Source organism: Arthrobacter sedimenti (assembly GCF_042652025.1).
Classification (GTDB): Bacteria; Actinomycetota; Actinomycetes; order Actinomycetales; family Micrococcaceae; genus Arthrobacter; species Arthrobacter sedimenti.
Genome location: NZ_JBHSDQ010000008.1, coordinates 99,604 through 125,553, shown reverse-complemented (window position 1 = coordinate 125,553; position 25,950 = coordinate 99,604). Strand labels below are relative to the sequence as shown.

24 protein-coding genes are annotated in these 25,950 nt (G+C 65.8%); 16 read left to right on the top strand and 8 right to left on the bottom strand.

Translation table 11 applies throughout. The features are described from left to right. The first annotated feature begins 33 nt into the window (after positions 1-33). On the top strand, positions 34-1,380 hold the full coding sequence (locus ACFO0G_RS17095) for an MFS transporter (RefSeq protein ID WP_286402082.1): 1,347 nt from the start codon (positions 34-36) through the stop codon (positions 1,378-1,380). Positions 1,381-1,410: 30 nt separating this feature from the next. Then, complete coding sequence (locus ACFO0G_RS17090) at positions 1,411-2,211, top strand: triose-phosphate isomerase family protein (protein WP_376979143.1); 801 nt, start codon at positions 1,411-1,413, stop codon at positions 2,209-2,211. Here the strand turns inward: ACFO0G_RS17090 and ACFO0G_RS17085 are convergent. Both ACFO0G_RS17085 and ACFO0G_RS17080 read right to left on the bottom strand, forming a co-directional pair. Continuing rightward, on the bottom strand, positions 2,188-2,670 hold the full coding sequence (locus ACFO0G_RS17085; RefSeq protein WP_376979141.1) for an SRPBCC family protein: 483 nt from the start codon (positions 2,668-2,670) through the stop codon (positions 2,188-2,190). The two genes, ACFO0G_RS17090 and ACFO0G_RS17085, sit on opposite strands and share 24 nt — an antisense overlap. Next, a complete protein-coding gene (locus ACFO0G_RS17080; RefSeq protein ID WP_286402089.1) occupies positions 2,670-3,032 on the bottom strand; it encodes an ArsR/SmtB family transcription factor in 363 nt (120 codons plus the stop codon). The genes ACFO0G_RS17085 and ACFO0G_RS17080 overlap by 1 nt, the downstream gene beginning before the upstream one ends. A 153-nt stretch (positions 3,033-3,185) precedes the next feature. Between ACFO0G_RS17080 and ACFO0G_RS17075 the strand changes: the two genes are divergently transcribed. The 8 genes from ACFO0G_RS17075 (at position 3,186) to ACFO0G_RS17040 (ending at position 12,918) form a co-directional block, all read left to right on the top strand. Next, entirely contained in the window at positions 3,186-3,590 is a 405-nt protein-coding gene (locus tag ACFO0G_RS17075) for a tautomerase family protein (protein WP_376979138.1), read from the top strand. 188 nt (positions 3,591-3,778) lie between these two features. After that, positions 3,779-4,789: a 5-dehydro-2-deoxygluconokinase gene (gene iolC, locus ACFO0G_RS17070; RefSeq protein WP_376979136.1), complete on the top strand. Its 1,011-nt coding sequence runs from the start codon at positions 3,779-3,781 to the stop codon at positions 4,787-4,789. Next, on the top strand, positions 4,786-5,724 hold the full coding sequence (locus ACFO0G_RS17065; RefSeq protein ID WP_376979134.1) for a Cgl0159 family (beta/alpha)8-fold protein: 939 nt from the start codon (positions 4,786-4,788) through the stop codon (positions 5,722-5,724). Before iolC ends, ACFO0G_RS17065 begins: the two co-directional genes overlap by 4 nt. Before the next feature lie 2 nt (positions 5,725-5,726). Continuing rightward, complete coding sequence (iolD, locus tag ACFO0G_RS17060) at positions 5,727-7,703, top strand: 3D-(3,5/4)-trihydroxycyclohexane-1,2-dione acylhydrolase (decyclizing) (protein WP_376979132.1); 1,977 nt, start codon at positions 5,727-5,729, stop codon at positions 7,701-7,703. 32 nt (positions 7,704-7,735) lie between these two features. Then, complete coding sequence (locus ACFO0G_RS17055; protein ID WP_376979130.1) at positions 7,736-9,250, top strand: CoA-acylating methylmalonate-semialdehyde dehydrogenase; 1,515 nt, start codon at positions 7,736-7,738, stop codon at positions 9,248-9,250. 14 nt (positions 9,251-9,264) lie between these two features. Beyond that, entirely contained in the window at positions 9,265-10,176 is a 912-nt protein-coding gene (locus ACFO0G_RS17050; RefSeq protein ID WP_376979128.1) for a sugar phosphate isomerase/epimerase family protein, read from the top strand. Between the two features lie 57 nt (positions 10,177-10,233). After that, entirely contained in the window at positions 10,234-11,247 is a 1,014-nt protein-coding gene (locus tag ACFO0G_RS17045) for a Gfo/Idh/MocA family protein (RefSeq protein ID WP_376979126.1), read from the top strand. Between the two features lie 222 nt (positions 11,248-11,469). Further along, on the top strand, positions 11,470-12,918 hold the full coding sequence (locus tag ACFO0G_RS17040) for a sugar porter family MFS transporter (protein ID WP_376979124.1): 1,449 nt from the start codon (positions 11,470-11,472) through the stop codon (positions 12,916-12,918). A 78-nt stretch (positions 12,919-12,996) separates the two neighbouring features. Here the strand turns inward: ACFO0G_RS17040 and ACFO0G_RS17035 are convergent, their stop codons facing one another. Then, positions 12,997-13,446: a MarR family winged helix-turn-helix transcriptional regulator gene (locus ACFO0G_RS17035; protein ID WP_376979122.1), complete on the bottom strand. Its 450-nt coding sequence runs from the start codon at positions 13,444-13,446 to the stop codon at positions 12,997-12,999. Positions 13,447-13,614: 168 nt separating this feature from the next. Between ACFO0G_RS17035 and ACFO0G_RS17030 the strand changes: the two genes are divergently transcribed. Next, complete coding sequence (locus tag ACFO0G_RS17030) at positions 13,615-14,823, top strand: MFS transporter (protein WP_376979120.1); 1,209 nt, start codon at positions 13,615-13,617, stop codon at positions 14,821-14,823. Between the two features lie 6 nt (positions 14,824-14,829). Here ACFO0G_RS17030 and iolB read toward each other — a convergent pair whose 3' ends face one another. Both iolB and ACFO0G_RS17020 read right to left on the bottom strand, forming a co-directional pair. After that, on the bottom strand, positions 14,830-15,723 hold the full coding sequence (gene iolB / locus ACFO0G_RS17025) for a 5-deoxy-glucuronate isomerase (RefSeq protein ID WP_376979118.1): 894 nt from the start codon (positions 15,721-15,723) through the stop codon (positions 14,830-14,832). 17 nt (positions 15,724-15,740) lie between these two features. After that, the gene (locus ACFO0G_RS17020) at positions 15,741-16,481 is read right to left on the bottom strand and encodes a GntR family transcriptional regulator (RefSeq protein ID WP_286402117.1); all 741 of its coding nucleotides are present in this window, start codon (positions 16,479-16,481) and stop codon (positions 15,741-15,743) included. A 275-nt stretch (positions 16,482-16,756) separates the two neighbouring features. Here ACFO0G_RS17020 and ACFO0G_RS17015 point away from each other — a divergent pair, with 275 nt between their 5' ends. Next, positions 16,757-17,893 (top strand): LOG family protein, encoded by a 1,137-nt coding sequence (locus ACFO0G_RS17015; protein ID WP_376979115.1) that lies wholly within the window; start codon positions 16,757-16,759, stop codon positions 17,891-17,893. Positions 17,894-17,933: 40 nt separating this feature from the next. Here ACFO0G_RS17015 and ACFO0G_RS17010 read toward each other — a convergent pair whose 3' ends face one another. Further along, a complete protein-coding gene (locus tag ACFO0G_RS17010; RefSeq protein WP_376979113.1) occupies positions 17,934-19,079 on the bottom strand; it encodes a VIT1/CCC1 transporter family protein in 1,146 nt (381 codons plus the stop codon). A gap of 265 nt (positions 19,080-19,344) precedes the next feature. On the opposite strand from ACFO0G_RS17010, the gene ACFO0G_RS17005 reads away from it, so the two are divergent. Further along, positions 19,345-19,572 (top strand): hypothetical protein, encoded by a 228-nt coding sequence (locus ACFO0G_RS17005; RefSeq protein ID WP_376979111.1) that lies wholly within the window; start codon positions 19,345-19,347, stop codon positions 19,570-19,572. A gap of 91 nt (positions 19,573-19,663) precedes the next feature. Here ACFO0G_RS17005 and ACFO0G_RS17000 read toward each other — a convergent pair whose 3' ends face one another. Beyond that, the gene (locus tag ACFO0G_RS17000; protein WP_376979109.1) at positions 19,664-21,184 is read right to left on the bottom strand and encodes a sodium:solute symporter family protein; all 1,521 of its coding nucleotides are present in this window, start codon (positions 21,182-21,184) and stop codon (positions 19,664-19,666) included. Between the two features lie 260 nt (positions 21,185-21,444). On the opposite strand from ACFO0G_RS17000, the gene ACFO0G_RS16995 reads away from it, so the two are divergent. After that, positions 21,445-22,020: a helix-turn-helix domain-containing protein gene (locus tag ACFO0G_RS16995; RefSeq protein WP_376979107.1), complete on the top strand. Its 576-nt coding sequence runs from the start codon at positions 21,445-21,447 to the stop codon at positions 22,018-22,020. Positions 22,021-22,139: 119 nt separating this feature from the next. Here the strand turns inward: ACFO0G_RS16995 and ACFO0G_RS16990 are convergent, their stop codons facing one another. Beyond that, positions 22,140-22,970, bottom strand: coding sequence for a DUF559 domain-containing protein (locus ACFO0G_RS16990; RefSeq protein ID WP_376979105.1), 831 nt, complete (start codon positions 22,968-22,970; stop codon positions 22,140-22,142). 178 nt (positions 22,971-23,148) lie between these two features. Between ACFO0G_RS16990 and speB the strand changes: the two genes are divergently transcribed. Then, the gene (gene speB / locus ACFO0G_RS16985) at positions 23,149-24,213 is read left to right on the top strand and encodes an agmatinase (RefSeq protein ID WP_376979103.1); all 1,065 of its coding nucleotides are present in this window, start codon (positions 23,149-23,151) and stop codon (positions 24,211-24,213) included. 4 nt (positions 24,214-24,217) lie between these two features. Next, entirely contained in the window at positions 24,218-25,909 is a 1,692-nt protein-coding gene (locus ACFO0G_RS16980) for a thiamine pyrophosphate-binding protein (RefSeq protein WP_376979101.1), read from the top strand. The last annotated feature ends 41 nt before the right edge of the window (positions 25,910-25,950 follow it).

The following is a 25,950-nucleotide window of genomic DNA, read 5'->3' as shown; positions in this document are numbered from 1 at the left end:
TATCACCAACGTCACCACTCGAAGGAGAGTGTTGTGTCCGAAACCACCGCAACATCCAAGGAGCTTCTGGCCCGTCCGGTCCTGAAGTCCGCGATCTTCAAGGCGGCCCGCCGGCTCATGCCGATGCTGGTCATCCTGTACGTCGTTTCGTTCCTGGACCGCACCAACGTCGGCTTTGCCGAGGCGGCGCTGGGAACGGACAAGGGGGTATCCGCCGCAGCCTTCGCCCTGGGCGCGGGCATCTTCTTCATTGGCTACGCGATCTTCGAGATCCCCAGCAACCTGCTGCTCAAGAAGGTCGGCGCCAAGATCTGGCTGGCACGCATCGCCATCACCTGGGGCATCGTCTCGGCGTGCTTCGCCTTCGTGCAGGGCGAGACGTCGTTCGTGATCCTGCGTTTCCTCCTGGGCGTGACCGAAGCCGGCCTGTTCCCCGGCGTGATCATGTACCTGGCTGAATGGTTCCCCAACAAGGTGCGCGTGCAGATGTTCGCCATTTTCTACCTGGCCCAGCCGTTCTCCCAGATGATCGGCAACCCGCTGTCGGGCTGGCTGATCAACATCGGCGACCAGGTGCCCGGCCTGCGCGGCTGGCAGGTCATGTTCTTCGTCGAAGGCCTCCTGGCCGTCCTGGCAGGCATTGCGGCGTTTTTCTTCCTGATCAACGGCCCGGAGAAGGCCAAGTTCCTCAGCAACGACGAGAAATACGCGTTGAAGGAAGTCATGGCCCTGGAAGACACCGTCAAGGACGAGCACGGCCCGCGCGGCATCCTGGCGGCGCTGCGCAACGGCCGCGTCTGGTACTTCACCATCATCTACTTCTGCCTGCAGGTCGCCGTCTATGGCGTGACGTTCTTCCTGCCGCAGCAGGTGTCCTCGCTGACCGGGCAGAAGGTGGGGCTCGCCGTGGGCCTGCTGATTGCCGTCCCGTGGTTCTTCGGCATCTTCTCCTGCTATTTCATCGGAAAGGCCGCGGACACCGTAGCCAAGCGCCGCAAGTTCGGCACCATCCTGTTCATTTCCACCGGCCTGTGCATCTTCGGGTCGGCTTGGGCGGGAACCAACCACCAGCCGGTGCTGGGCATGATCTTCATTACCCTGGCAGTCTGCAGCTTCCTGGCCGTCGGCCCGGTGGTCTGGGCCTATCCCACCGCGTTCCTCGCAGGTTCAGCTGCTGCCGCCGGCATCGGCCTCATCAACTCCCTGGGTAACCTGGGCGGCTTCGTGGCGCCGATCCTCCGGACCGCCGTCAACGAAGCGACCGGCTCCCCGACGGGTTCCATGGGCGTCTACGCCCTGGGTGTCCTGCCGTTCGTGGCGGCGGCGATGATGTTCGCCACCCGGCGGTTCAAGAACAAGGCCGACGACCTGCTCGACTGAGCAGGTCTGCACCATCCACGCAAGGAAACCATGAGCACCTCCGGCAGCAACGCAGGCAACGGCACCATCTACGTCGGTGTCAGCACCAAAATGTACCTGGGTTACCAGGCAAGCCTGCGCTGGCTGTCGGAGGTGCGCTCCATTGTGGATGACAGGCCCGGACTGGCTGGTAATCCGCCGGTCCGGGTCTTCGTCATCCCATCTTTCCCGGTCCTGGAGCCCGCCACTCGGATCCTGGCCGGCTCACCCGTGCTGCTTGGAGCGCAGAACTGCGCCTGGGGGGACGGGCCCCTGACTGGAGAAGTCAGCCCCGGGATGCTCGCCGAACTCGGCGTCTCGCTCGTCGAGATCGGCCATGCCGAACGCCGCAAACTCTTCGCCGAAGACGACGCCACGGTGGCACGCAAGGTGCGTGCCGCCGTCGGCCATTCCCTCACCCCGCTGCTCTGTATTGGTGAGCCGGAAAGGCTCGACGCCGGAGCTGCCGCCGCCTTCTGCGTCGAGCAGGTCCGGGCCGCCACGGGCGGCGATACCGCACTGCTCAGTCGCCTGGTCCTGGCCTACGAGCCGGTTTGGGCTATCGGCGCACAGGAACCTGCACCGGCGCAGCACGTGAACGCCGTCCTGGCGCAGATCCGTGCCGAACTGGGCCCGGACTGTCCCCTCATCTACGGCGGCAGCGCCGGCCCCGGGCTGCTTCCCCAACTACCGGGCGCGGACGGACTCTTCCTGGGCCGCTTTGCCCACGACGCCGCCAACCTGGGCCGCGTCCTGGACGAAGCCCTCGTCCTTGCCCAGACCCGCGGCTCAGACCCGCGCGCCCGCCAGTAATTCTTCAAGCCGCTCGTAGCCTTCGCTCAAGCCGCCTTCCATTCCCGACTGGGCCATGCCATCGCGCGCCTCCTGGCTGGGGTATACCGAATGCCCCCGCAACCGGGTTCGCCCGTTGCCCAGGTCCTCGAACGTCATGAAGTCCAGGCTGACCACATCCGGGTACCCGCCGAACTCAAAGGTCTGCAGGGCGAACTCATTCTCACGCACCGTGTGGAAGATGCCACGGAACTCGTACGGCACCCCGTCGGGACCGGTATGGATGTACCGGTAGCTCCCGCCCGTGCGGAAATCGTAGTGGTCCATGTCCATCTTCATGCCCCACGGGCCCAGCCACTGGACAATCAGGTCCGGCTCTTTGTGTGCGCGGAACACATCCGCCACCGGGAAATCGAACTCTCGCTCGTAATCGATAAAGGGAACGCCCTCAGGAACGCTGAGTTTCAGGGAATTGCTCATCATGACTCCTTGGAGGATTGGCCGCCGCTCGCGGCCGCCTGTGATGCTGATGCCAGCGCGGCGTCGAGGTTGCGGAACTGACTTTCGCGGACCAAGCGGTACTGGTCAATCCACGCAGTAAGTGCCTCAAGCCGTGCCGGGTTCAGGTGCACGGGCCGGCGCTGGGCATCCCGGCTGCGGGTGACCAGTTGCGCCTGCTCGAGTACCTGGATGTGCTTCGAGACTGCCTGCTTGGAAATCTCGAACGGGTCCGCCAATTCATTGACGGTTGCAGGACCCCTGCTCAGCCGGGCGATGATGCTGCGGCGGACAGGGTCTGCCAGGGCCATGAAAGCCGCATCCAGAGCCATGTCGTCGGACATCGTGCCAGCCTCTCGAATCCTAATCAACTTACTTGTTTATCAACCTTTCGGTTGATTAATGCTAGGCCTGCCGCGTCCGCGGCGCAAGGGGCCTTGTTTCTTTGGAAACCGCTTTGTTAGTATGTCAATACAAACTAGCAAGGGGGAAACCTTATGCCACTGGTACGCATCGACGTCAACAAAGGGCGCACCGCGGAGGACCTGCGGCAGCTCAGCCGCGGAGTTCACGACGCCATCCTCGCCGAGTACGGCATTCCGGAGCGCGACTACTTCCACATCCTCACCGAACACCCGCAGGGCCAGATCTTCGCCCAGGATGCTGGGTTGGGATTCGAGCGCACCGGGGGAGTAGTGATGATCCAGATCTTCACCCAAGGCGGACGCTCGCAGGAGGCCAAGCAGCGGCTGTTCGCTGCAGTTGCCGAAAAGCTCGCCGCAGTGGGCGTTGCCGGTGAGGACGTTTTCATTGGCTACGTCGAAAACACTGCCGGTGACTGGTCGTTCGGCTTCGGCAAGGCCCAGTACGTAACGGGCGAATTGGCCGTTCCGAAGAAGTAGCCTCCGCGCCCATCAATTGGGGGATGGGCGCCGTTCAAGCGTGGTTGTAAGTATGTCAGTACAAACCTTTGACAGGACATTCGATCTAGGGCAAAGTAGTGCCTGTGGCCCACACCACGGCCTGCCAGTTCCGGAACTCCTGCCCCTCAAAGGACTCGAGTTCCACACCAGAAAGGTCCACGATTCCCGTGACCCACGAGCTTCTTACGATCGGGCGCATCAGCGTTGATATCTACCCGAACGACATTGGGGTCGGCCTGGAGGATGTCAATTCCTTCGGCAAGTACCTGGGCGGTTCGCCGTCGAACGTCGCTGTTGCCGCTGCCCGCCACGGGCGCCGGACGGGCGTCATTACCCGCACCGGGGACGACCCGTTCGGGGCCTACTTGCACCGCGAGCTTCGCAAGTTCAACGTGGACGACACCTTCGTGACGCCGGTCAAAGACTGGCCCACGGCCGTGACGTTCTGTGCAATCAAGCCGGCGACCGATGAGTTCCCGCTCTATTTCTACGGCCGTTTCCCCACCGCACCGGACCTGCAGATCAAGGCTGAAGAGCTGGACCTGGACGCCATCCGCGGGGCCGGCATCTTCTGGTCCACCGTGACCGGCCTCTGTCAGGAGCCCTCGCGCTCAGCACACCTCGCTGCCCATGAGGCCCGTCCCCGCACCGGCCTGGCCGAGGGGCAGTTCACCATCCTGGACCTGGACTACCGGCCGATGTTCTGGTCCTCCGAGGAAGAGGCCCGCGCCGACGTGGCCAAGATCCTCCCGCATGTCACCGTCGCCATCGGCAATGACAAGGAATGCGCCGTCGCCGTGGGTGAAGGGACGCCTGATGAGCAGGCGGACCGATTGCTGGCTGCCGGCGTGGAAATCGCCGTCGTCAAGCTCGGGCCGGAAGGCGTGATGGCCAAGACCCGCACCGAGCGCGTGGTCTCCGCCCCCGTCCCCGTCGAAACCCTCAACGGCCTGGGGGCCGGCGACTCCTTCGGCGGCGCCTTCTGCCACGGGCTGCTGTCCGGCTGGCCCCTGGCCCAGGTCCTGGACTACGCCAACGCCGCGGGTGCCATCGTCGCCTCCCGCCTCTCCTGCGCCGATGCCATGCCGACGCCGGACGAGGTCACCTCCCTGCTGGCCGAACGCGGACGCCCGGTTCCCGGCACCGCTCAGCTTGCCACCGAAGGAGCAGCACTGTGACCCTCACACCCCTTGCCTCAAACAACGCCGTGGATGATGATCCCCGCCGCTACGAGCACCTGAGCACGATCCGCCTCGAGGACCCGGACGCCGTCGCCCGCGCTGCGAAGGCACGCCGCCGCCACCCGGGCGTGAAAGCAGGGCGGCAGAACTTCATCGTCGCCGCCGACCACCCGGCCCGCGGCGCCCTGGCCGTCGGTAACGACCCCGTGGCCATGGCAGACCGGCGCCAGTTGCTGGACCGGCTGCAGATCGCGCTCGCCAACCCGGCGGTGGACGGTGTCCTGGCCTCCCCGGACATCATGGACGACCTGCTGCTGCTGGGTGCGCTGGACGGAAAGCTGGTGTTCGGTTCGATGAACCGGGGTGGGCTGTCCGGGCTGGTCAACGAGTTCGATGACCGGTTCACCGGCCACACCGCCGCAGCCCTGAAAGAACTGGGCGCCGACGGCGGGAAAATGCTCACCCGCATCTGCCTGGGCGACCCGGACACGGTTGCCACCCTTGAGGCAACCGCGAGGGCCATCGACTCCCTGGCCGAACGGAAGCTGATCGCCATGGTGGAGCCGTTCCTGTCGGTCCGCGAGAACGGCCGGGTCCGCAACGACCTGACCACCAACGCGGTCATCAAATCCATCGCCATCGCCGAGGGCCTGGGCTCCACCAGCGCCTACACCTGGATGAAGCTTCCCGTGGTGGCGGAGATGGACCGCGTCATGGCCGCCACCACCATGCCCACCGTGCTCCTGGGCGGTGACCCTGACGGGTCCCAGGACGAGGTCTTCGCCACCTGGGGTACTGCCTTGGCACTGCCCGGCGTGCAGGGCCTGACGGTCGGCCGGACCCTGCTCTATCCCGCTGACGGGGACGTCGCCGGCGCTGTTGCCGCGGCTGCCTCGCTCCTGCACCAGACCACAGAAATCCCGGAGAACTAGCAATGGGCACAACACCAGGAACGCGCAGAATGACGGTGGCGCAGGCCGTCGTCGAATACCTTTCCAGGCAGTACACCGTGGACTCGGTGGGCGGCGTTGACTACCGTGAGCGGCTGATCCCGGGCACGTTCGGTATTTTCGGGCACGGCAACGTGGCCGGTGTAGGCCAGGCGTTGAAGCAGTACCAGCAGCAGGATCCCACCCTGATGCCGTACTACCAGGGCCGGAACGAACAGGCCCAGGTCCACCAGGCCGTCGGGTATGCCCGGCATACCCGCCGTCGGCAGACCTACGCTGTCAGCACCTCGATCGGCCCGGGCTCGTCCAACCTGCTGACCGGTGCCGCGTTGGCCACCACCAACCGTCTGCCGGTGCTGCTGCTGCCGTCGGACACGTTCGCCACCCGCGCCGCGGACCCTGTCCTGCAGCAGCTTGAGCAGCCGTACGCATACGACATCACCGTCAATGACGCGTTCCGGCCGCTGTCCAAGTTCTTTGACCGGGTGACCCGGCCCGAGCAGTTGTTCTCCGCATTCCACCACGGCCTGCGTGTCCTGACCGACCCGGCCGAGACCGGCGCTGTCACGATTTCGCTGCCGCAGGACGTCCAGGCCGAGGCCTTTGACGTCCCGGTCGAGTTCCTGGCCGAGCGGGAGTGGCGGATCCGCCGCCCCGACGCGGACGACGAAGACATCGCCCGCGCCGCCGCAGCCATTAAGGCAGCGAAGCGTCCGCTGATCATTGCCGGCGGCGGCGTCCTCTACGCCTACGCCAACGACGAACTGGCGAAGTTCGCCGAGTTGACCGGTATTCCCGTGGGCAACACGCAGGCCGGCGTCGGCGTCCTGCCCTGGGACCACAAGTATTCGCTCGGCGCCATCGGCTCCACCGGCACGACGGCGGCCAACGCCATCGCTGCCGAGGCTGACCTGATCATCGGCATCGGCACCCGCTACGAGGACTTCACCACCGCGTCCCGGACCGCGTTCCAAAACCCGGACGTCAAGTTCGTGAACATCAATGTCGCCCCGATCGACGCGTACAAGCACGGCACCACGCTGCCCATCGTCGCCGACGCCCGCAAGGCCCTGGTCAAGCTCAACGCAGCCCTGGGCGGCTACCGCGTCGGCGCCGACCTGGAGCAGAAGATCGAGGCTGAAAAGAAGCGTTGGAACACCACGGTCGATGAAGCCTTTGATACGAGGTTCACGCCGCTGCCGGCCCAGAACGAGATCATCGGCGCCACCAACCGGGCGATGGAGGCCCGCGACGTTGTCATCTGCGCGGCGGGTTCGCTGCCCGGTGACCTGCACAAGATGTGGCGGGTCCGGGACCCGTTCGGCTACCACGTGGAGTACGCCTACTCCTGCATGGGCTACGAAATCCCGGGCGGCCTGGGCGTCAAGCGTGCAGCGATCGCCGAAGCGCAAAGCACGACGGCGGCAGGCGCGTCGGGCGATCAGGTGCGGGACGTCGTCGTGATGGTGGGGGACGGCTCCTACCTGATGATGCACACCGAACTTGTCACCGCCGTCGCCGAACGCATCAAGCTGATCGTGGTCCTGATCCAGAACCACGGCTACGCCTCCATCGGCTCGCTCTCCGAGTCCCTGGGCTCGCAGCGGTTCGGCACCCGGTACCGGGCGCTGAACGAGGAGCAGCACAGCTTCGACGAGGGCGAGACCCTGCCCGTGGACCTGGCCCTGAACGCCGAGTCCCTGGGCGTCAAGGTCATCCGGATCGAACCGGGGGAGAAGGTCATCGCTGAACTGGAGCAGGCCATCCGCGACGCCAAGGCCGCCCCGGAAAACAGCGGACCGATCCTGATCCACGTCGAATCCGACCCCCTGCTGGACGCCCCGTCCTCCGAGTCCTGGTGGGACGTTCCCGTCTCCCAGGTCTCCGAGCTGGAATCCACCAAGCAGGCGTTCCAGACCTACGTCGACCACAAGTCACGCCAGCGCAAACTGCTGGGCTAACCACACTTTTTCATTACTCAAGGAAGAGTCCCATGACTGCCACCACCACCGAAGCCACGGTCATCAACCACTTCATCAACGGCACCGAGACCGCCGGTGAAGGCGACCGCACCACAAACGTGTACAACCCGGCCACCGGTGCCGTGTCCGCCACCCTGCGCCTGGCCAACCGCGCCGACCTGGACACCGCCGTCGCCGCCGCGCGCAAGGCCGCCGACACCTGGGGCGACATCTCCCTGGCCAAGCGCACCGCGGTACTGTTCAAGTTCCGCGAACTCGTCGCGGCCCATGTGGACGAGCTCGCCCAACTCGTGACCGCCGAGCACGGCAAGGTCCTCTCCGATGCCAAGGGCGAAATCGGCCGCGGCCTGGAAGTCATCGAGTACGCCTGCGGAATCCCCACCCTGCTCAAGGGTGACTACTCCGACCAGGTCTCCACCGGCATCGACGTCTTCTCCTTCCGCGAGCCCCTCGGTGTGGTCGCCGGCATCACCCCGTTCAACTTCCCCGTCATGGTGCCGCTCTGGATGGCGCCGATGGCCATCGCCACCGGCAACGCGTTCATCCTCAAGCCCTCCGAACGCGACCCCTCCGCCTCGCTGCTGCTGGCCAAGCTGTGGAAGGAAGCCGGGCTGCCGGACGGCGTATTCCAGGTCCTGCACGGCGACAAGGAAACCGTCGACGGGCTGCTGACCCACCCGGACGTGGACGGCATTAGTTTTGTTGGTTCCACCCCGATCGCACAGTACGTGCATGAAACCGCCACCAAGCACGGCAAGCGCGTCCAGGCCCTGGGCGGGGCGAAGAACCACGCCATCATCCTGCACGACGCCGACCTGGACAACGCCGCCGACCACCTGGCCGCCGCCGCGTTCGGCTCCGCCGGCGAACGCTGCATGGCCATCTCCGTCGCCGTCGCCGTCGGAGAAGCCGCCGACGCCCTGGTCGCCAAGGTCCAGGAACGCGCCGAAGCGGTCAAGGTCAACAACGGCACCCAACCCGGCGCCGAAATGGGCCCGGTCATCACCCTGGCCTCCAAGGAACGCATCGTCAAGATCGTCACCGAGGCCGAAACCGCCGGCGCCGCAATGGTGGTGGACGGCCGCGACCTGGTGGTCCCCGGCCACGAAAACGGCTTCTGGGTAGGTCCTACCGTCCTGGACCACGTCAAGACCGAAATGACCGCCTACAAAGAGGAAATCTTCGGACCCGTCCTGGTGGTGGTGCGCGTCGACACCCTCGAAGAGGGCATCACGCTCATCAACGCCAACCCCTACGGCAACGGCACCGCGATCTTCACTTCCTCCGGCGCCGCCGCCCGCAAGTTCCAGCGCAGCGTCACCGTGGGCATGATCGGCATCAACGTTCCCCTCCCGGTGCCGGTGGCCTACCACTCCTTCGGCGGCTGGAAAGCCTCCCTCTTCGGCGACAAGCACATCTACGGACCCGAGGGCGTCAGCTTCTACACCCGCGGCAAGGTGGTCACCTCCCGCTGGCCCGAAACCCACCACGCCTCCGGCGCCTCCTACAACTTCCCCTCCAACTGAAAGGCACCGCAGTCATGACTGAGAACAAGCTGATCATCGGCACGGCGCCGGACTCCTGGGGCGTGTGGTTCGCGGACGATCCCAAGCAGACTCCGTGGGAACGCTTCCTGGATGAAGTCGCCGAGTCCGGCTACAAGTGGATCGAACTGGGCCCCTACGGCTACCTCCCTACAGACCCCAGCCGCCTGGCGGAGGAACTCGCGCAGCGCGACCTCAAAGTCAGCGCCGGAACAGTCTTCACTGCGTTCCACCGCGGCCTGGACCAGTGGGAAACTGCCTGGGAGCCAGCCCGCAAGGTCGCTGAACTGACGGCCGCCATGGGCGGGGAGCACATCGTGGTCATCCCGGCCATGTGGCGCGACGACGTCACGGGCGAGGCGGTGGAGAGCGGCACCCTCACCCCAAAGGCCTGGGATGACCTGTTCGCCGGCCACAACCGGCTGGGCAAGACGCTTCTTGAGGACTTCGGCCTGAAGCAGCAGTTCCACTCGCACGCGGACTCCCACGTCGGCGCGCAGGCGGATATCGAAACGCTGCTGGGCGCCACGGACCCGCAGTACCTGAACCTCTGTCTGGACACCGGACACGCCGAATACTGCGGCGCCTCCAGCCTGGACCTGATCAAGAACTACCCGGACCGGATCGGCTACCTGCACCTGAAGCAGATCAACCCGGAGATCCTTAAGAAGGTCAACGAGGAAAACATGACCTGGGCAGCAGCCAACCTGGCCGGCGTCATGACCGAACCGCCCAACGGCCTGCCGGACCTGCGCGCGGTCATCGAAGCCGTGGAAGCCCTGGACCGGCCGATCTTCGGCATCGTGGAGCAGGATATGTACCCCGTCGCCTTCGACGTCCCCATGCCCATCGCCAAGCGCACCCGCAACTACCTGCTGTCCTGCGGCTCCCGTACGACCGTCAGCTGACGGACCAGCACTGACAGCCAGCACGGCACCGTCCCAGACACCCAAAGGACCAGAACAATGACTGAAACCCTCCGCGTTGCCGTCATCGGCGCAGGCCGTATGGGCGCAGACCACATCCAGCGCCTCAACCAGCGCATCCACGGAGCCGAGGTTGCCGCCGTCGTCGACGTCGACCTCGCCCGCGCCCAGGCCGCCGTCGAAGGCATCCCGGGCGCAGTAGCCCTGGCGGACGCCGAAGAGGCCCTCGACAACGGCGACGTCACTGCCGTCCTGATTGCCACCCCCGGCTTCCTGCACCAGGACATCCTTTTGAAGGCTCTAGCCAGGGACATCCCGATCCTGTGCGAAAAGCCCCTCACGCCCGACGCCGAATCCTCCTGGAAGATTGTCGAAGCCGAGGTGGCACTTGGGCACAAGCGCATCCAGGTGGGCTTCATGCGCCGTTTCGACGCCGAGTACGCCACCCTGGGCTCGATCATCCGCAACCACGAACTGGGCGAGTTGCTGATGTTGCACCACCAGCACCGCAACCCCAACACGCCCCCGGGCTTTACCAACGAGATGCTCATTAACGACTCCGTGGTCCATGAGTTTGACGCCATCCGATACTTCACCGGCGAGGAAATCACCAGCGTCCAGGTCCGGCTGGGCAAGGCCACCCGCAATGCCCCGAACGGCCAGCACGATCCCCAGCACGTGCTGATCGAAACCGAGTCGGGTGTCCTGGCCGACGTCGAAATCTACGTCAATGCCAAGTTCGGCTACGAAGTGGCTACCCAGGCCACCTTCGAGGACGGGATTGTCAACATCGGCGGCGACAAAGGCCCCTACACCCGCAGCTCCGGCCGTTGGGGCGGCAACGTCACACCCGGCTTCGAGGAGCGATTCGGCGCGGCGTACGACGTCGAAATCCAGTCATGGGTGGACGCGGCACTCAAAGGCGAAATCGGCGGCCCCTCCGCCTGGGACGGGTACGCCACCGCTGCGTGCTGCGAGGCGGGCGTCGAGGCGCAGAAGAACGGCGAAAAGGTCACCGTGAGGCTGAACCCCAAGCCCGACCTCTACAAGTAGGCCGCTACCAGTTGGCTGCGGGAAAGGGGAGGAGCCGGCCGTCCTCTCACACCCGGTCACCGGCGACGTGGATGTGATTCCAGACGCGTTCCCCGGGAACTGGAACGAGATCGCCGTCCCGGACGGGCAGAATACTGAGATGGTGTCCAGCGTCTGTGCCGAAAACGAGAATAGAGCAAAGGTCCTCCGCTACCAGCCGGAGGCAGGAAAACGGTGCGCCCAATGGGGACGCCCGTGACCTCGCTTCACGGTGGGACGGCAGGAAGGGAGCCGGGGAACCACAAGTGGGCACTGCGGACTGCCACCATCACCGCCACCCTGGGCGGCCTGCTCTTCGGCTACGACACCGGCGTGATCAACGGGGCGCTGCCTTATATGCAGGAGGACCTGGGCCTGACACCACTGACCGAGGGCCTGGTCACCTCGTCCCTGTTGTTTGGTGCCGCCTTCGGTGCCCTGTTCGGCGGCCGCCTGGCGGACCGTCACGGCCGCCGTCGGATGCTCATGGTGCTGGCTCTCATCTTCCTCGCGGGCACTATGGGCTGCACCTTTGCACCCAGCACGGAAGTGATGATCGCCGCCCGGTTCATCCTGGGGCTCGCCGTGGGCGGGGCATCGGTGACTGTTCCGGTGTACCTGGCCGAGGTATCGCCCAGCAACCGGCGCGGCCGCATTGTCACCCAAAACGAACTAATGATCGTTACAGGGCAGTTGCTGGCATTTATCTTCAACGCCTACCTCGGCAACTCGTTCGGTGAGTCCCATAGCATCTGGCGCTGGATGCTGGTCATCGCCACCCTCCCGGCCGTCGCGCTGTGGATCGGGATGAATTACATGCCCGAAAGCCCCCGTTGGCTGGCTTCCATGGGCAGCTTCGGGGAGACGCTCAGCGTCCTGAATCGCATCCGGTCACAGGCAGAGGCGCGGAGGGAGTTCGAGGAAGTCAAGGCCATGGCCGTGGAGGACTACAAGTCCAAGATGGGGTCCTGGAAGGACCTTGGCATCCCGTGGCTTCGCCGGATTGTCTTCGTGGGCCTTGGCCTGGCGGTGATCCAGCAGATCACCGGCGTGAACTCGATCATGTACTACGGGACCCAGATTCTCTCCCAGTCCGGTTTTGGCCGTGAAGCGGCGCTGACGGCCAACATCGCCAACGGTGTGATCTCAGTCCTCGCCACGTTCGTGGGAATTTGGCTGCTTGGCAAGGTGGGTCGGCGCAGGATGCTGATTACGGGCCAGGTGGGAACCACCACGGCGCTGCTGCTGATTGGGCTCTTCTCCCTGATTCTGCCGGAAGGCACAGCCCGCGGCTTCGTCATCCTGGGGCTCACCGTCACGTTCCTGGCGTTCCAGCAGGGCGCCATCTCACCGGTGACCTGGCTGATGCTCTCGGAAATCTTCCCGCTGAAGATCCGCGGCCTGGGCATGGGGGCGTCGGCCTTCCTGTTGTGGATCGTGAACTTCCTGATCGGGTTCGGCTTCCCGCAGCTGCTGGCGGCGATCGGCATCTCCAACACGTTCTTCGTGTTCGCAGTCCTCGGCGTCGCCGCCATTGCCTTCGCCGCGAAGTACGTTCCCGAGACCAAGGACAAGAGCCTCGAGGACTTGGAGCACTACTTCAAGAACGTGGCGGGCAGCAAGGCCCCAACCACCGAAGCCCAGCTCTCCTGACCCAAACAGGCGCACCTGTTCTACGCCGCAACGGCCCCGAGGGAATCCCTAAGGGCGTTGCGGCGCGTGCGGCGGGCTCTAGGTGCCGGCGTGCAACCGGGGCAGGGCATCCACCAGCGGCGCCAGTTCCGGGATGGCCATGGCCTCATCGAGGGCACGTTCGAGGGTGGCGTCGTGCACCGGCCGCGCTTCCGCGAGCAAACTGCTCCCGCTGGAAGTCAACTCGGTGTAGATCCCGCGCCGGTCGTGGTCGCACAAAATCCTGGTGAGCAAGCCGCGGTCCTCCAGCCGGTTGACCAGTCTGGTGGTGGCGCTGGGGCTTAATGCCGTGGCACGGGCCAGTTGCTGCATGCGCATGTGCCATCCATCCTGCCGGCTGAGGGCATCCAGCACCGTGTACTCCACCACTGAGAGTTTTGACTCTGCCTGCAGCGAGCGCTCCAGTTCGGTTTCAATCAGCCCGTGCAGGGCTGCAAGGGTTCGCCAGCCCTGGGCGCGGACCTCGACGGCGTCGTCCTTGATGCCCATGCTTTTACTCCTTACAAGAAGGTCGGCAACCCGACCACTAGCTGCGGTCGAAGATAGTTGCTTGCGCGGTATATTTGCATGTGCAACAATAAATACCGCGTCTGCAACTATCTTAGGCGCTATCCCGTCAGGGGAACAACCACACCTATAGCTCAAAGGAGCATTCGCATGCCTGTTGGCTTGATAGCACTCGCCCTCGGCGGGTTTGGCATTGGACTTACCGAGTTCGTCATTGCCGGGCTCCTTCCGCAGGTCGCGGCGGACTTCGGCGTCAGTGAGGCCTCGGCCGGTTGGTTCATCTCCGGCTACGCGCTGGCCGTGGTGGTGGGCGCCTTGGGGCTGACTGCTGCCGTCACGCGCTTCCAGCGTAAGCCGGTCCTGGCCGCACTGCTGGTGCTGTTCATCGCAGGAAACCTGCTCTCGGCCACTGCGGAGGGATACTGGCCCATGATGTTGGGCCGCGTCATCGCCGCCCTCTCACATGGCGCCTTCTTTGGCATCGGCGCTGTGGTGGCGGCAGGGATGGTCCCGCCCAGCAAGAAGGCCGGTGCGATCGCGCTGATGTTCACCGGCCTCACCGCGGCCAACGTCCTGGGCGTGCCGTTTGGAACGCTGCTGGGCCAGGCCGCAGGGTGGCGTGCCACGTTCTGGGCGATCACAGCAATTGGCGTGGCCGCGCTCGCCGGGATCCTGGCGCTGGTCCCCAAATCGGCAGGTGCGGCAGAGCAAGCCGGCAGCCTTCGCTCCGAACTTCGAGCCTTCCGGTCCGGTCAGGTTTGGCTGTCCATCGTTGTCACCATCCTCGGGTACGGCGGCATGTTCGGCGCGTTCACCTACATCGCCTACACGCTCACGGAGGTCTCCGGCTTCGCGGTGTCAACCGTACCGTGGCTGCTCATCGTCTTCGGGGTGGGTCTTTTCGTGGGCAACACGTTGGGCGGCAAGGCCGCAGACCGGAACGTGGACCGGACACTCCTGGTAGTGCTGGCCGCCCTGACCGCGGTTCTCGTGGCCTTCGCCCTGGCAGCCGCCAACCCGGTCCTCACCGTCATTTCCCTGGTGCTGATGGGAGGCTTCGGCTTTGCCACCGTACCGGGCCTGCAGATGCGCGTGATGAGGTACGCCTCCGGGGCTCCCACGCTGGCCTCCGGCGCCAATATCGGTGCCTTCAATGTGGGCAACGCCCTGGGCGCCTGGCTGGGCGGCGTCACCATCACCGCCGGGCTCGGCTACACCTCGCCCATCTGGGCCGGCGCAGTGATTACCCTTGCGGGCCTTGCCGTCATGGCCTTCGCCGCGGCCGGCGCCAAGCGGAGCGAGAAGCAGCACAAGTTAGTGGCGGCATCCACTGACATGCCCGGGCTTGTCCGGTCCTAGCCAGGCTCAGGGGCGGAACGGCAGACGCGGATCGATGTCCTGGTTCTCCCAGGTTTGCCGGACCCAGCCGTGGTGCGGGTCGTCACTGATCAGCCACTCCCGCACCAGACCGGGTCCCGCCATGACGTTCAGGTAGTACAGGTCGTATCCGGGAGCCGCCATGGCCGGGCCATGCCAGCCGTAGGGGACCAGGATGACGTCGCCGGTGCGCACCTCGGCCGTCACGTCGATGGGCCGCTCGTCGGAGGCGTAGACACGCTGGTAGCCCATGGCGTCGGCGTCGGAGGGAGCGCCTGAACCGGCCGTCACCTGCGTCTCGAAGTAATAGATCTCCTCGAGGGAGGTCTCGCCGTCCTTCTCCTCATCGTGCTTGTGCGGAGGGTAGGAGGACCAGTTGCCGGCGGGGGTGAGGACCTCGCACACGATGAAGCGGTCGGCTTCCAGCGCTGCCGGCGTGCCGAAATTGTGGACCTGGCGCGAGCAGTTGCCGGCGCCGCGCAGTTCCACCGGGGTTTCGGCTGCGGACACCAGCCGGGTGGGGTAGGAGGCCTTGGCCGGCGCTGTGGCCACGGCAACCCGCCCGCCGTCGTTGGAGCTGATGCTTACGGCGCGCCCGGCGCCCGAGTAGAGCACATCGCTGGGGCCGGAGAATACGGACGCCCGGCCCGCCAGCGGGTAATCCGTGCCCTCAACGCTAACCGTGAAGGACCCGGTAAGGGGTACCACAATCCGTTCCTCATCCGCGGCGGGAAGCTCGACGGCGGCGCCCGCGGCCAGGGTGGCCACCTTTAGTCCCGTATGGGCCCAGCCTTCAACGCTGAGGGAGGAATCGGAGGTTCCGATCGAGATGTCCCATTTGCCGTCGGCTGCGGTGCCCAGGGGGTAGACCCAGTTGGTCATGGAGTTGGCTCCTTGGATTATCGCTGTACGAGTGTCATTTCAAAGCTGTAGGAATCCGCGCGGTAGACGTGCTGGCCCGTTTCAACCCTGCGGCCGGTATCGTCCACGGCGGTGCGTTCCATGGTGACCAGCGCAGATCCGGCCGCGGTGTCCAGCATGGAGGCCTGGTAGTCGTCGGCGGTCTTGGCGCCGATGCGCTGGTTGGCCAGCCGGAAGTTCACGCCGCCACGGCGAAGGATGGAGTAGAGGCCTTCGGCCTGCAGCATGGCCTCATCCATGTCGGCAATGTCGTCGCGCACCCAGTTCTCCATGAGGGCCAGTGGCTTGCCGCCCACCTTGCGGAGCCGGGTGAAGTGGTACACCTTGGAGCCAGCGGGCAACTGCAGGGTGGCGATGGTGGCGTCATCGGCCTCCACATGCGAGAAACTCAGGACCTCGGTGGTGGGCTTCTTCCCGTTATTCGTGAGGTCGTCATAGAGGCTGGACAGCTCCAGCGGGCGGCGCACCTGGCTGGAAACCACCTGTGTGCCTACACCGCGCTTGCGTACCAGCAGTCCGGACCGGACCAGTTCGTCCATGGCTTTGCGCATGGTGGGACGGGACAGGTTGAGCTGGGCTGCGAGGTCGATCTCATTGTCCAGCCGGCTGCCGGGCTCCAGTGCTCCGCTGTAGATCGCCGCTTCGATGCCCTGGACCACCTGGTGGTACAAGGGCACGGGGGAGGAACGGTCGATGCTGAGTCCCAGGTTGTTCGCCACGATGCGTTCCCTTGTCTATCGTCGATGTGCGCCGTCCGGTCGGGAGAGGGGCGCCTGCAGGCACTTTGCCGCTATATGTTCGTTTGATAGGACATAGTCCCTAATCGATCGTAGCAGTCGCACCGGGAGGGTCAAGGTGCATCACGGCTGCTGCGATACAGGGGCGGAGGGTCGTCCTGTTGTAGAGACGCACGGGAGAAGGACGCCTCTTCCGGCCCCGCGTTTGCGTTGGGTGGCTAGGCTGACACCATGATGTGGGCCGCAGGACAACAATCATGAATTTCGCCGGAAGCCTTGGTCCCCGCCCGCGCACACTGGAAGTCCAGGACCTGGCCAGCTTCGACCGCCTGGTGTCCGGCGGCGCCGTCAACCTGCACGGCTGGCATGCGCAGTCGCTGGACCTGCGGGGCCGCTCGGCCGCACTGAAAAGCGTGAGCGTCGAGGGCGCGATGTTCCTGGGCTGCATCTTCGACGACGGCATGGAGGGCTACCTCCGGAGCCGTGGGGCCCTCATCTTCCCAAGGCTGGAAGGTGTCCCGTTCGATCCCTACCGGGCCGCACTGTATTCCCCGGCCGAGCTGTATGCCGGACTGGCGACGTCCCCGTACGAGGAGGTGCCGGACGCCCGCATCTACCACTGGAGCATCCAGCCCGGCCAGCGGCACCGCGTTGACTCAACCCTGGCCTCCGCCCTGCACGACCATGCCATCGGGGACGCGCTGGATGAGCTGACCCGCTCCGGAACGTGGACCCGCCGACCCATCGTCGGCGTCATGGGCGGGCACGCCGCGCCACGCGGCAGCCGGGAGTTTGCGGAGGCAGCGCGGCTGGGCAGGCTGCTGGCCCTCGAAGGCCATTCGGTGGCCACGGGCGGCGGACCGGGTGCCATGGAGGCGGCCAACATGGGGGCGTACCTGAGCCAGGCGTCCGACGGCGACGTGCAGGCGGCCCTCGCCACGCTCGCCGTCGTTCCCGGGTTCCGTCCCTCGGTGTCGGGGTGGGCGCGTGCGGCCGCCGCCGTCGTCGAGCGCCATCCGGGCGGGACGCCGTCGCTCGGTATCCCCACCTGGTTCTACGGGCACGAACCGCCCAATTACTTCGCCACGCACATCGCCAAATACTTCGCCAACGCCATCCGCGAGGCCATCCTGCTGGAACTGTGCCACGGCGGAATCGTCTTCCTGCCCGGCGCCGCCGGCACCGTCCAGGAGATCTTCCAGGACGCCTGCGAGAACTACTACGGAGCCCGCGAAAAGGTGGCTCCCATGGTCCTGGTGGGGCGGCAGCACTGGGAGCAGGAGTACCCCGCCTGGCCCATGCTGCGCAGCCTTGCAGCCGGCCGGGCCATGGCGGATTACATCCACTTGGTGGACACGGTGGACGAAGCAGTGGAGGTCCTCCGGAAACGTTGAACGTTACCGAAGGACCTCCATTGGAAGCCGCTGCCTGCTGCTAGCCCACCGCCGTGCCGAAAAGCAGGCCCAGCAGGTACGTGATGGCGGCCGCGCCCAGGCCTATGGCCAGCTGGCGCAGGCCACGGGTCAGCGGGGAGGTGCCGGACAGCAGGCCGACGGCGGCGCCGGTCGCCAGGAGGGAAATGCCCACCAGGGCCCCTGCGACAACGAGGGCCGCGACGCCGGTCATGCCGAACAGGAACGGCAGGATGGGGATGATGGCGCCGGAAGCGAAGAAGCAGAAACTGGACAATGCGGCCCCCCACGCCGTGCCCACAGCCTCGTGCCGGTCTTCTTCCTCCGCGAGTTCAGGCTGCAGCGAAAGGCTGGGATCGCAGTCGCAGGACAGCTGGCCGGTGCGTTCGGCAACCCGGTGTTCCGCCGCTTCCCGGGACATCCCGCGGGCCAGGTACACCAGGAGGAGTTCGTTGTTCTCAAGGTCCAGCTTGGGCGCTGCCGCCAGGGTGATCTGGGTCGGACGGGTGGCAGCGAGCAGTTCGCGCTGGGAGCGGACGGAGATGAATTCCCCTGCGCCCATGGACATGGCGCCGGCCAGGAGTCCGGCGATGCCGCTGAGCAGCACCACGCTGCTGGCCACGCCGGACGCGGCCATGCCCATCACCAGGGACAGGTTGCTGACCAGTCCGTCGTTCGCACCGAAAACCGCGGCCCGGAACGTGCCGGCCAGTCTGTTGCGGCCGCGGGTGGCCAGGCCACGGACTACTTCCTCATGGATCTGCTCATCCGCGGCCATGGCGGGGGTGGCGTTGGGGTCCTTGGCGTAAGGGGAGCGGCCCTCCGCGCGCTGGGCAAGGGCCAGCACAAACACGGAGCCGAAGTGCCGGGCCAGGAATCCCAGGAACCGGCTTCGTGCCGAGGCCCGCCTGGGCTTGCCGGCGTGCTCACCGAGCAGGGCCAGCCAGTGTGCTTCGTGCCGGCCTTCGGCCTCCGCCAGGGCAAGGAGGATGGCGCGCTCTTCCCCCTCACGGTTCTGGGCGAGGTCACGGTAGACGGCGGCTTCGGCGCGCTCATCGGCCAGGTACTGGCGCCACCGCTTGATGTTCGATGGCGAGGGCTGGGCTTGCACGGTTGTGGAGGCCTCCTGGGGCAGGGCATGGGAACTGGATTGGGCGTGCTGCGGCACTGGTACTCCTGGGCTGGAAAGGGCATGTTTTCGCGCCTTTGCCCTGCCAGCCTACTGCGGTTTTCCGGCGTTTTTTGGCTGGCAAACCTCGCTGGAAAGTTTCGGTTTGCCGTAAAACACGGACTGCTGCGGCCGTCTTTTGGGGCTTTTTCCCCAAGCCGCGGTGGCTATTGACCCCTCCGCCCGGCCGGTGCTGTGATGAAGGTGTGGCGCAGGCTGCGCCCTCCTGAAAGAGCACGTCAGGCGAACCTACGGAGGTTGAATCATGAGCACCACCGGACAGCACCCGGACATGCCGCACTTGGACGCCGTGGAAGCGGACCCCGCCTACGATTACGCCGAGGATGCGCCGGTAGACGATGCGGACTGGGACGCGGAGGACGCGTTGATTGATGAGGAAGAACCGGTGGTCCAGCCGCCACCGGTGGTCATCGACGCCGAGGACCGCGAGGTCCCGCTGGATGACGACGAGCCACGCGACACAGGGGAGTAGGACTTACGACGGCGGCACCTCCTTTCGCGGTAAAGCGAAGGGAGGTGCCGCCGTCGTGCGTTATCTCTTTGGAGGCTTCAGCTTTTCAGGGTCAGCGGCCGGCGAGGACTTCCTCCGGGGCGTCTTCGGGTTCCTGCCCGGAAACGCGGCGCTGCCAGGCCTGCATGACGGCGGGGTCCGTGGGCCGGGTGAGCAGTGACGCCGCAATATAGACGACGGCCGAGGCGATCAGGCCGTAGTAGATGGGCTCGTTGGCATAAACGCCGTCAAGGGGTGCCTTGGCGTTGATTTCCAGGATGATCATGGTTCCCAGGGTCACCACGGAGCCCACTGCCATGGAGGCCGCGGCGGCCAGGCCGGTGCCGCGCTTCCACACGAGGCCGCCCAGGATGGCCACCAGGAGCCCGCCCACCAGGATGTCGTAGGCGATGGTCAGGGCCGCGACCACGTCCTTGGTGATGATGGCGATGACGATGGCCACGATGCCCAGGGCGAGAACCCAGATGCGGTTGGCCTTGACGTCGTGCTCAGGGTTCTCGGTGTCGCCGGTGTTGACCTTCTTGCCGAACCAGCCGGCCACGAACGGCAGGACGTCGGCGCGGGCAACGGTGGCCGCGGCGATGAGGGCGCCGGATGCGGTGGACATCATGGCGGCCACGGCGGCCGCCAGCACCAGTCCGCCAATGCCGACGGGGAGCAGGTTCTGGGCCACCTCGGCGTAGACATCATCCTTGGCGGCGATCTTGACGTAGGACAGGGCCACATTGGCGGCCATGCCGATCAGTGCTCCGGCCACGCCGTAGAGGATGCAGTAGATGCCGGCCGTCGCGCCGCCCCAGCGGGCAACCTTGGGGGTCTTGGCGGTGAATACGCGCTGCCAGATGTCCTGGCCGATCAGCAGGCCCAGGGTGTAGACCACGAAGTAGGTGATGATCGTCTGGACGCCGATGCCATCCATCTGGAAGAAGCTGGCGTCCACCCGGCTGCGGATCCCGTCCAGGCCGCCGGCCGCGTTCAGGGTGAAGGGGAGCATCAGGAAGAAGATGCCTACGGTCTTGATGACGAACTGGACCTGGTCCGCCAGGGTGATGGACCACATGCCGCCGATGGTGGAGTACACCAGCACGATGGCGCCGCCGATGGCGATGGCCAGCGCCCGGTCCAGGCCGAACAGCACCACGAAGATGGTGGCGTAGGCGCCCGTGGAGGTGGCGCAAAGCATCAGGGTATAAGCGAGCATGACGATGCCCGAGGCTTCGGTTGCCCTGCTCCCGTAGCGGAGGGTGAGCATCTGGGACACCGTGTAGATCTTCAGCTTCTGGATGGTTCCGGCGAAGAGCAGGCTCAGCAGGAGGACGCCCGCGCCGATAGCCACCACCAGCCACATGCCGGAGATGCCGAACTTGTACCCGAGCCCCACGCCGCCAACGGTGGAGGCTCCGCCGAGGACGACGGCGGCCATGGTCCCCGTGTAGAGGAAGGGCCCCAGGCGGCGGCCGGCCACCAGGAAATCACTGTTGTTCCGGGTGCGGGACTTGCCCCACCAGCCGAAGGCCAGCATTGCGAGAAGGTACACCACCACGATGGCGATGTTGATGGCACTTGCATCCATAGATGGCTCCTTGGAGCTGTTGGGCGCCGGGTGTGGGACCGGGGGCGACGGCGCCCGGAACCGCCGCGGACGAACTGAGACGGCTCCTGAAATTGCCCTATAGGCAACAGGAGTTTCCACAGACTAGAGTGTGACGGCTGCAACAGTCAAGGGCGGGAGCGGCTGGGGATTGCCCGTGTGGCTTCCGCGCGTCACATAAGCGGCGGCCACTAGTATGACTCCAGAGCGGAGCCGGGCTGCCGGCCATGAAAGGTTCGTAGATGAAGGCACTGCCAGTTGAGCCCAGCAACGTCCCGGTTGCCATCGGCTCCAGGATCCGGGCCGCCCGGCAGTCCCAGCGGCTCACCATTGAGCAGGTAGCCGACGCCACCGGGCTGACCAAGGGTTTCCTGAGCCGGGTGGAGCGGGACCTGACGTCGCCGTCCGTCGCCTCCCTGGTGACACTGTGCCAGGTGCTGTCCATCTCGATTGGCGATCTTTTTGCTGCGCCGGAAACCCATCTGACCAAGCGAAACGACGGCCCGCGGATCTCGTTGGGCGGCCAGGGCATCGTGGAACGGCTCCTGACCGCCCGCTCGGAACGCCGGGTCCAGATCATCCAGGCGGTCATCGACCCCCACGGCCGGGGCGAGTCCGAGCTTTACGCGGTGGACTGCGACGTCGATGTGCTGCACGTGGTCAAGGGCTCCATCAAGCTCATCCTCACTAACGAGGAGTACGACCTCAGCACCGGCGACACGGTCACTTTCCCGGGCCGCGAACCCCACACGTGGGTCAATCCCACGGACAAGCCGGTCGAGGTGCTCTGGGTCCTGGTCCCCGCGGCCAGCCGCTAACCCTCCTGTGTTCTCCTGCCCAGTTACCTCTGGTTGCCCGGATGTGCATGCGCCCACATTCCCGGGATTCCGCCGGGCGCAGTCTGTCGAAGTGGAAGTAACTGGGCAGCATTGCACGATCACTGGTTAGGCTGGCGTGGTCCTGCCGCCAGGATTGTCTTGATTTCCGATATCACCCGGCTGGGATCGAACCAGATATGCTCCGGCATGTAGCGGAGGACGGTGTAGCCGCCGACGGCGGATGCGTTGTTTCGCTCCCGGTCGCGGAGCATATCGGTGCGTTTGGAGTGGTAGGCAAAGCCGTCGATCTCCACAATCAGGAAGTCGCCCAGCAGAAAGTCCACTCGGCCGATCCCGGGCAGGAAGACTTGGGTTTCGAAGTCGATTCCGTTGCTGCGAAACAGGTATTGTGCATCCACTTCCACGATTGATTCCGCACGCACGTCAAGTTCCCGCAGGACGCGGAGCGCGGGCCCGGACCGGTCGGCCAGGAGCTGGGACGCGAGCAGTTCGCGCGGTACGCCGTGCAGTCTGATAGCCGAAGTGGCCATCGCGGTGGAGGCCGGAGCCGGCAGGCAGCTCAATGCATGAAGCGCCACGTCTTCGACAGCGGCCAGCGGCTGGAATGGATGACCCTGGAATCGGACGGTGCGATGCCGGACGAAGCCATTGCCGTGGCCATGATTGCAGGCGAGGTGAAGTCGGTCGGGAGGTCTGCGCAGCCAGAGTCCGTAGTGGGCGGCCGCGCTGGCACAACTCAGCCGCCCGTTGTTCAAGACTGCTGCAAGGAGGCCTTCGTCGCAGCCAGGCAGAACGAAGACGCCGCGCCTGGGCTGGGTGGCACTGCGCCCTGTGAGCCGCAAGAGTTCCCGGCGCGGGAACCCGGCATCCAGAAGTTGGCCGGAACGGGCAACTCCTCCAGCCTGTTTCAGGTATTCGAGGATGTCCACCACGTCATTTGAGACCGTGTGAGGCAAGGTCTGGAACCGGACGCCGGCCCTATGTGCATAATCCGGCGAGGCGCTCCCGCGCACACTGGTCTCGGTAAACAACTGGTGCTTACCGGAAAACCACAGTGTATGATGGCAGTCACAGAAGTCCCTCAACTCCTCGAAGGAGAGGCCTCCATTGGAAGAGCTGCGCATTGAAGCCAACGGCAACCTTGGCCCCATCGATTCATCCCGGATTCCCCGCTATGCCGGAGCTGCCACCTATGCCCGCCTTCCGCGCCTGGACCAGGTGGACAAGGCCGACGTCACCGTAGTGGGCGTCCCCTTCGATTCGGGTGTTTCCTACCGGCCGGGCGCCCGCTTTGGGGCCAACCACGTCCGGGAAGCCAGCCGCCTGCTGCGTCCGTACAACCCGGCGTGGGATGTGAGCCCGTTCGAAAACATCCAGGTGGCCGACGCCGGTGACATGGCGGTAAACCCGTTCAATATCAACGAAGCCATCGAGACCATCCAGCAGAACGCGCTGGACCTGACCGCGGCCGGCAGCAAGCTGCTGACCCTGGGCGGGGACCACACCATCGCCCTGCCGCTGCTGCGCGCTGCGGCCGAGCGGGCCGGCGGACCTATTGCCATGCTCCACTTCGACGCCCACCTGGACACCTGGGACACCTACTTCGGCGCCGAATACACCCACGGCACGCCGTTCCGCCGGGCGGTGGAGGAAGGCATCCTGGACACCGAGGCCATCAGCCACATCGGCACCCGCGGCCCGCTCTACGGCAAGAAGGATCTCGACGACGACCACCGCTTTGGGTTCGGCATCCTCACCTCCGCAGACGTCTACTACCAGGGCGTGCTGGAGACAGTGGCCAAGGTCCGGGACCGGATCGGCAACCGCCCGCTCTACATCTCCGTGGACATCGACGTCCTGGACCCGGCCCATGCTCCGGGCACCGGCACCCCCGAGGCCGGCGGCATCACCAGCCGTGAACTCCTGGAGATCATCCGGGGCTTCCGCGGCATGAACCTGGTGGGCGCCGACGTCGTCGAAGTCTCTCCTGCCTATGACCACGCCGAGATCACCGGCGTTGCCGCCAGCCATGTGGCGTACGAACTGGTGACCCTCATGGCGGACAATGCCGCACCCGGAAACCGTTTCGGCGCGGACACCGGATACGCGGCGCAGGCTCTTGGCCAGGAAGCCCGCCGCCCCGCAGGCTTCGCTGCCGGCGGCAAGGAGTAGGGCCGTGGCGGACGTCGGCGCCGCCCCCGTCCCGGGGCAGGGGGGCGGTGTGCGCAACGGCGGGGACCTCGTCGTCGAGACCCTCGAAGCGCTGGGGGCCAAGACCGTCTTCGGTATCCCGGGCCAGCACGCCCTGGGACTCTTCGACGCCATGGGCCGCGGCAACCTCCAGTTTGTCTCCTCCCGGGTGGAGAACAACAGCGCCTTCGCGGCGGACGGGTACTCCCGTGCCACCGGAGAGGTGGGCGTGCTGTTCCTGTCCACCGGTCCCGGGGCACTGACCTCGCTGGCCGGCCTGCAGGAGGCCTACGCCACAGGTGTGCCCATGGTGGTAGTGGCGAGCCAGATTCCCCTGGAAGGCCTGGGCGCGCGGCGCAAGGGCATGCTGCACCAGCTCGATGACCAGAAAGCCTCCGCGGCAAACGTCACCAAGAGCCAGCGCCTGATCCAGCACGCGTCGGGCATTCCGTCTGCCATCCAGGACGCCTGGACCGAGGCCATCTCGTCCCCGCAGGGGCCGGTGTGGCTGGAGATCCCGCAAAACGTGCTGCTGGACCCGATCATGGTTCCGCCGGTGGAGGACGCCCTGGCCGAGGCGGCGGACAACCCGCCCCGCATTGAGCTGGTGCGCGAGGCCGTGAAGTGGCTGGAGTCAGCAAAACGCCCGGCCATCATTGCCGGCGGCGGGACCCGTCGCGGCAAGGCGGAGAAATCGCTGCTCTCGATTGCCGAGAAGCTGCGCGCGCCGGTGATCTGCACCCCCGGCGGCAACGGCGCGTTCCCCTGGAACCACGAGCTGTCGCTGCAGTCCTGGATCGAGGACCGGTACATGACCGACGTCCTCGAGGACGCGGACGTGCTGGTGGTGGTCGGCTCGTCCCTGGGCGAAGTCACCTCCAACTACTTCACCTTCGAGCCGCGCGGCAGGATCATCCAGATCGACGCCGAGCCACGGGTATTGGAGTCCAACCGGCCGGGCTTGGGCATCCGGGCCGACGCCGGCCAGGCGCTCGCGGCCCTCGATGAGGCGCTCGACCCCGGCAGGACCGGGGCGCCGGACTGGCATGGCAGCAGTCCGGAAGAGCTGGTGGGGGAGTCCCTCGCCAAGGTCCGCGCCCGGCTGGAATCGCAGGATCTGGCCAAGGAACTGAAGTTCATGGCCGATATCCGCGACGCCGTGCCGGCGGACATGCAGACGTTCTGGGATATGACTATCGCCGCCTACTGGGGATGGTCCTGCTGGGATGCCAGGCAGGGGCAGTTCCATTCCGCCCAGGGCGCCGGCGGCCTGGGCTACGCCTTTCCCGGGGCCATCGGTGCCGCCGTGGGATTGGAAACATTGGGAAAGCCCGGCCGGGTACTGGCTGTCTCCGGCGACGGTTCGTCCATGTACTCCATCGCCGAACTGGCCACGGCCAAGCAGCATAACGTGCCGGTCACCTGGTTGATCGTGGACGACGGCGGCTACGGCATCCTGCGCGAGTACATGGTGGGTGCGTTCGGCAAAGCCACGGCCACCGAACTTGCCCGGCCGGACTTCGTGAAGCTCGCGGAATCCTTCGGTGTGCCGGCCACCCGGGTGGCCCCGGAGGATGTGGGGGACGCGCTCAGGGCGGGATTCGCCGCGGACGGTCCCAACGTCGTCGTGGTTGAAACGCTCCTGAAGATGTTCAGCCCCACCCACCTGGGCGACTGACCCTAACCCTTTTGTTCCGGAGCTCCCTCACTTCCTGCTGG

Bases quoted from the DNA above. Each gene is read 5' to 3' on its own strand.
- ACFO0G_RS17090 (WP_376979143.1), top strand. From the start codon at position 1,411: ATGAGCACCTCCGGCAGCAACGCAGGCAACGGCACCATCTACGTCGGT.
- ACFO0G_RS17085 (WP_376979141.1), bottom strand. From the start codon at position 2,670: ATGAGCAATTCCCTGAAACTCAGCGTTCCTGAGGGCGTTCCCTTTATC.
- ACFO0G_RS17080 (WP_286402089.1), bottom strand. From the start codon at position 3,032: ATGTCCGACGACATGGCTCTGGATGCGGCTTTCATGGCCCTGGCAGAC.
- ACFO0G_RS17075 (WP_376979138.1), top strand. From the start codon at position 3,186: ATGCCACTGGTACGCATCGACGTCAACAAAGGGCGCACCGCGGAGGAC.
- iolD (WP_376979132.1), top strand. From the start codon at position 5,727: ATGGGCACAACACCAGGAACGCGCAGAATGACGGTGGCGCAGGCCGTC.
- ACFO0G_RS17055 (WP_376979130.1), top strand. From the start codon at position 7,736: ATGACTGCCACCACCACCGAAGCCACGGTCATCAACCACTTCATCAAC.
- ACFO0G_RS17050 (WP_376979128.1), top strand. From the start codon at position 9,265: ATGACTGAGAACAAGCTGATCATCGGCACGGCGCCGGACTCCTGGGGC.
- ACFO0G_RS17045 (WP_376979126.1), top strand. From the start codon at position 10,234: ATGACTGAAACCCTCCGCGTTGCCGTCATCGGCGCAGGCCGTATGGGC.
- ACFO0G_RS17040 (WP_376979124.1), top strand. From the start codon at position 11,470: ATGGGGACGCCCGTGACCTCGCTTCACGGTGGGACGGCAGGAAGGGAG.
- ACFO0G_RS17035 (WP_376979122.1), bottom strand. From the start codon at position 13,446: ATGGGCATCAAGGACGACGCCGTCGAGGTCCGCGCCCAGGGCTGGCGA.
- ACFO0G_RS17030 (WP_376979120.1), top strand. From the start codon at position 13,615: ATGCCTGTTGGCTTGATAGCACTCGCCCTCGGCGGGTTTGGCATTGGA.
- iolB (WP_376979118.1), bottom strand. From the start codon at position 15,723: ATGACCAACTGGGTCTACCCCCTGGGCACCGCAGCCGACGGCAAATGG.
- ACFO0G_RS17015 (WP_376979115.1), top strand. From the start codon at position 16,757: ATGAATTTCGCCGGAAGCCTTGGTCCCCGCCCGCGCACACTGGAAGTC.
- ACFO0G_RS17005 (WP_376979111.1), top strand. From the start codon at position 19,345: ATGAGCACCACCGGACAGCACCCGGACATGCCGCACTTGGACGCCGTG.
- ACFO0G_RS17000 (WP_376979109.1), bottom strand. From the start codon at position 21,184: ATGGATGCAAGTGCCATCAACATCGCCATCGTGGTGGTGTACCTTCTC.
- ACFO0G_RS16995 (WP_376979107.1), top strand. From the start codon at position 21,445: ATGAAGGCACTGCCAGTTGAGCCCAGCAACGTCCCGGTTGCCATCGGC.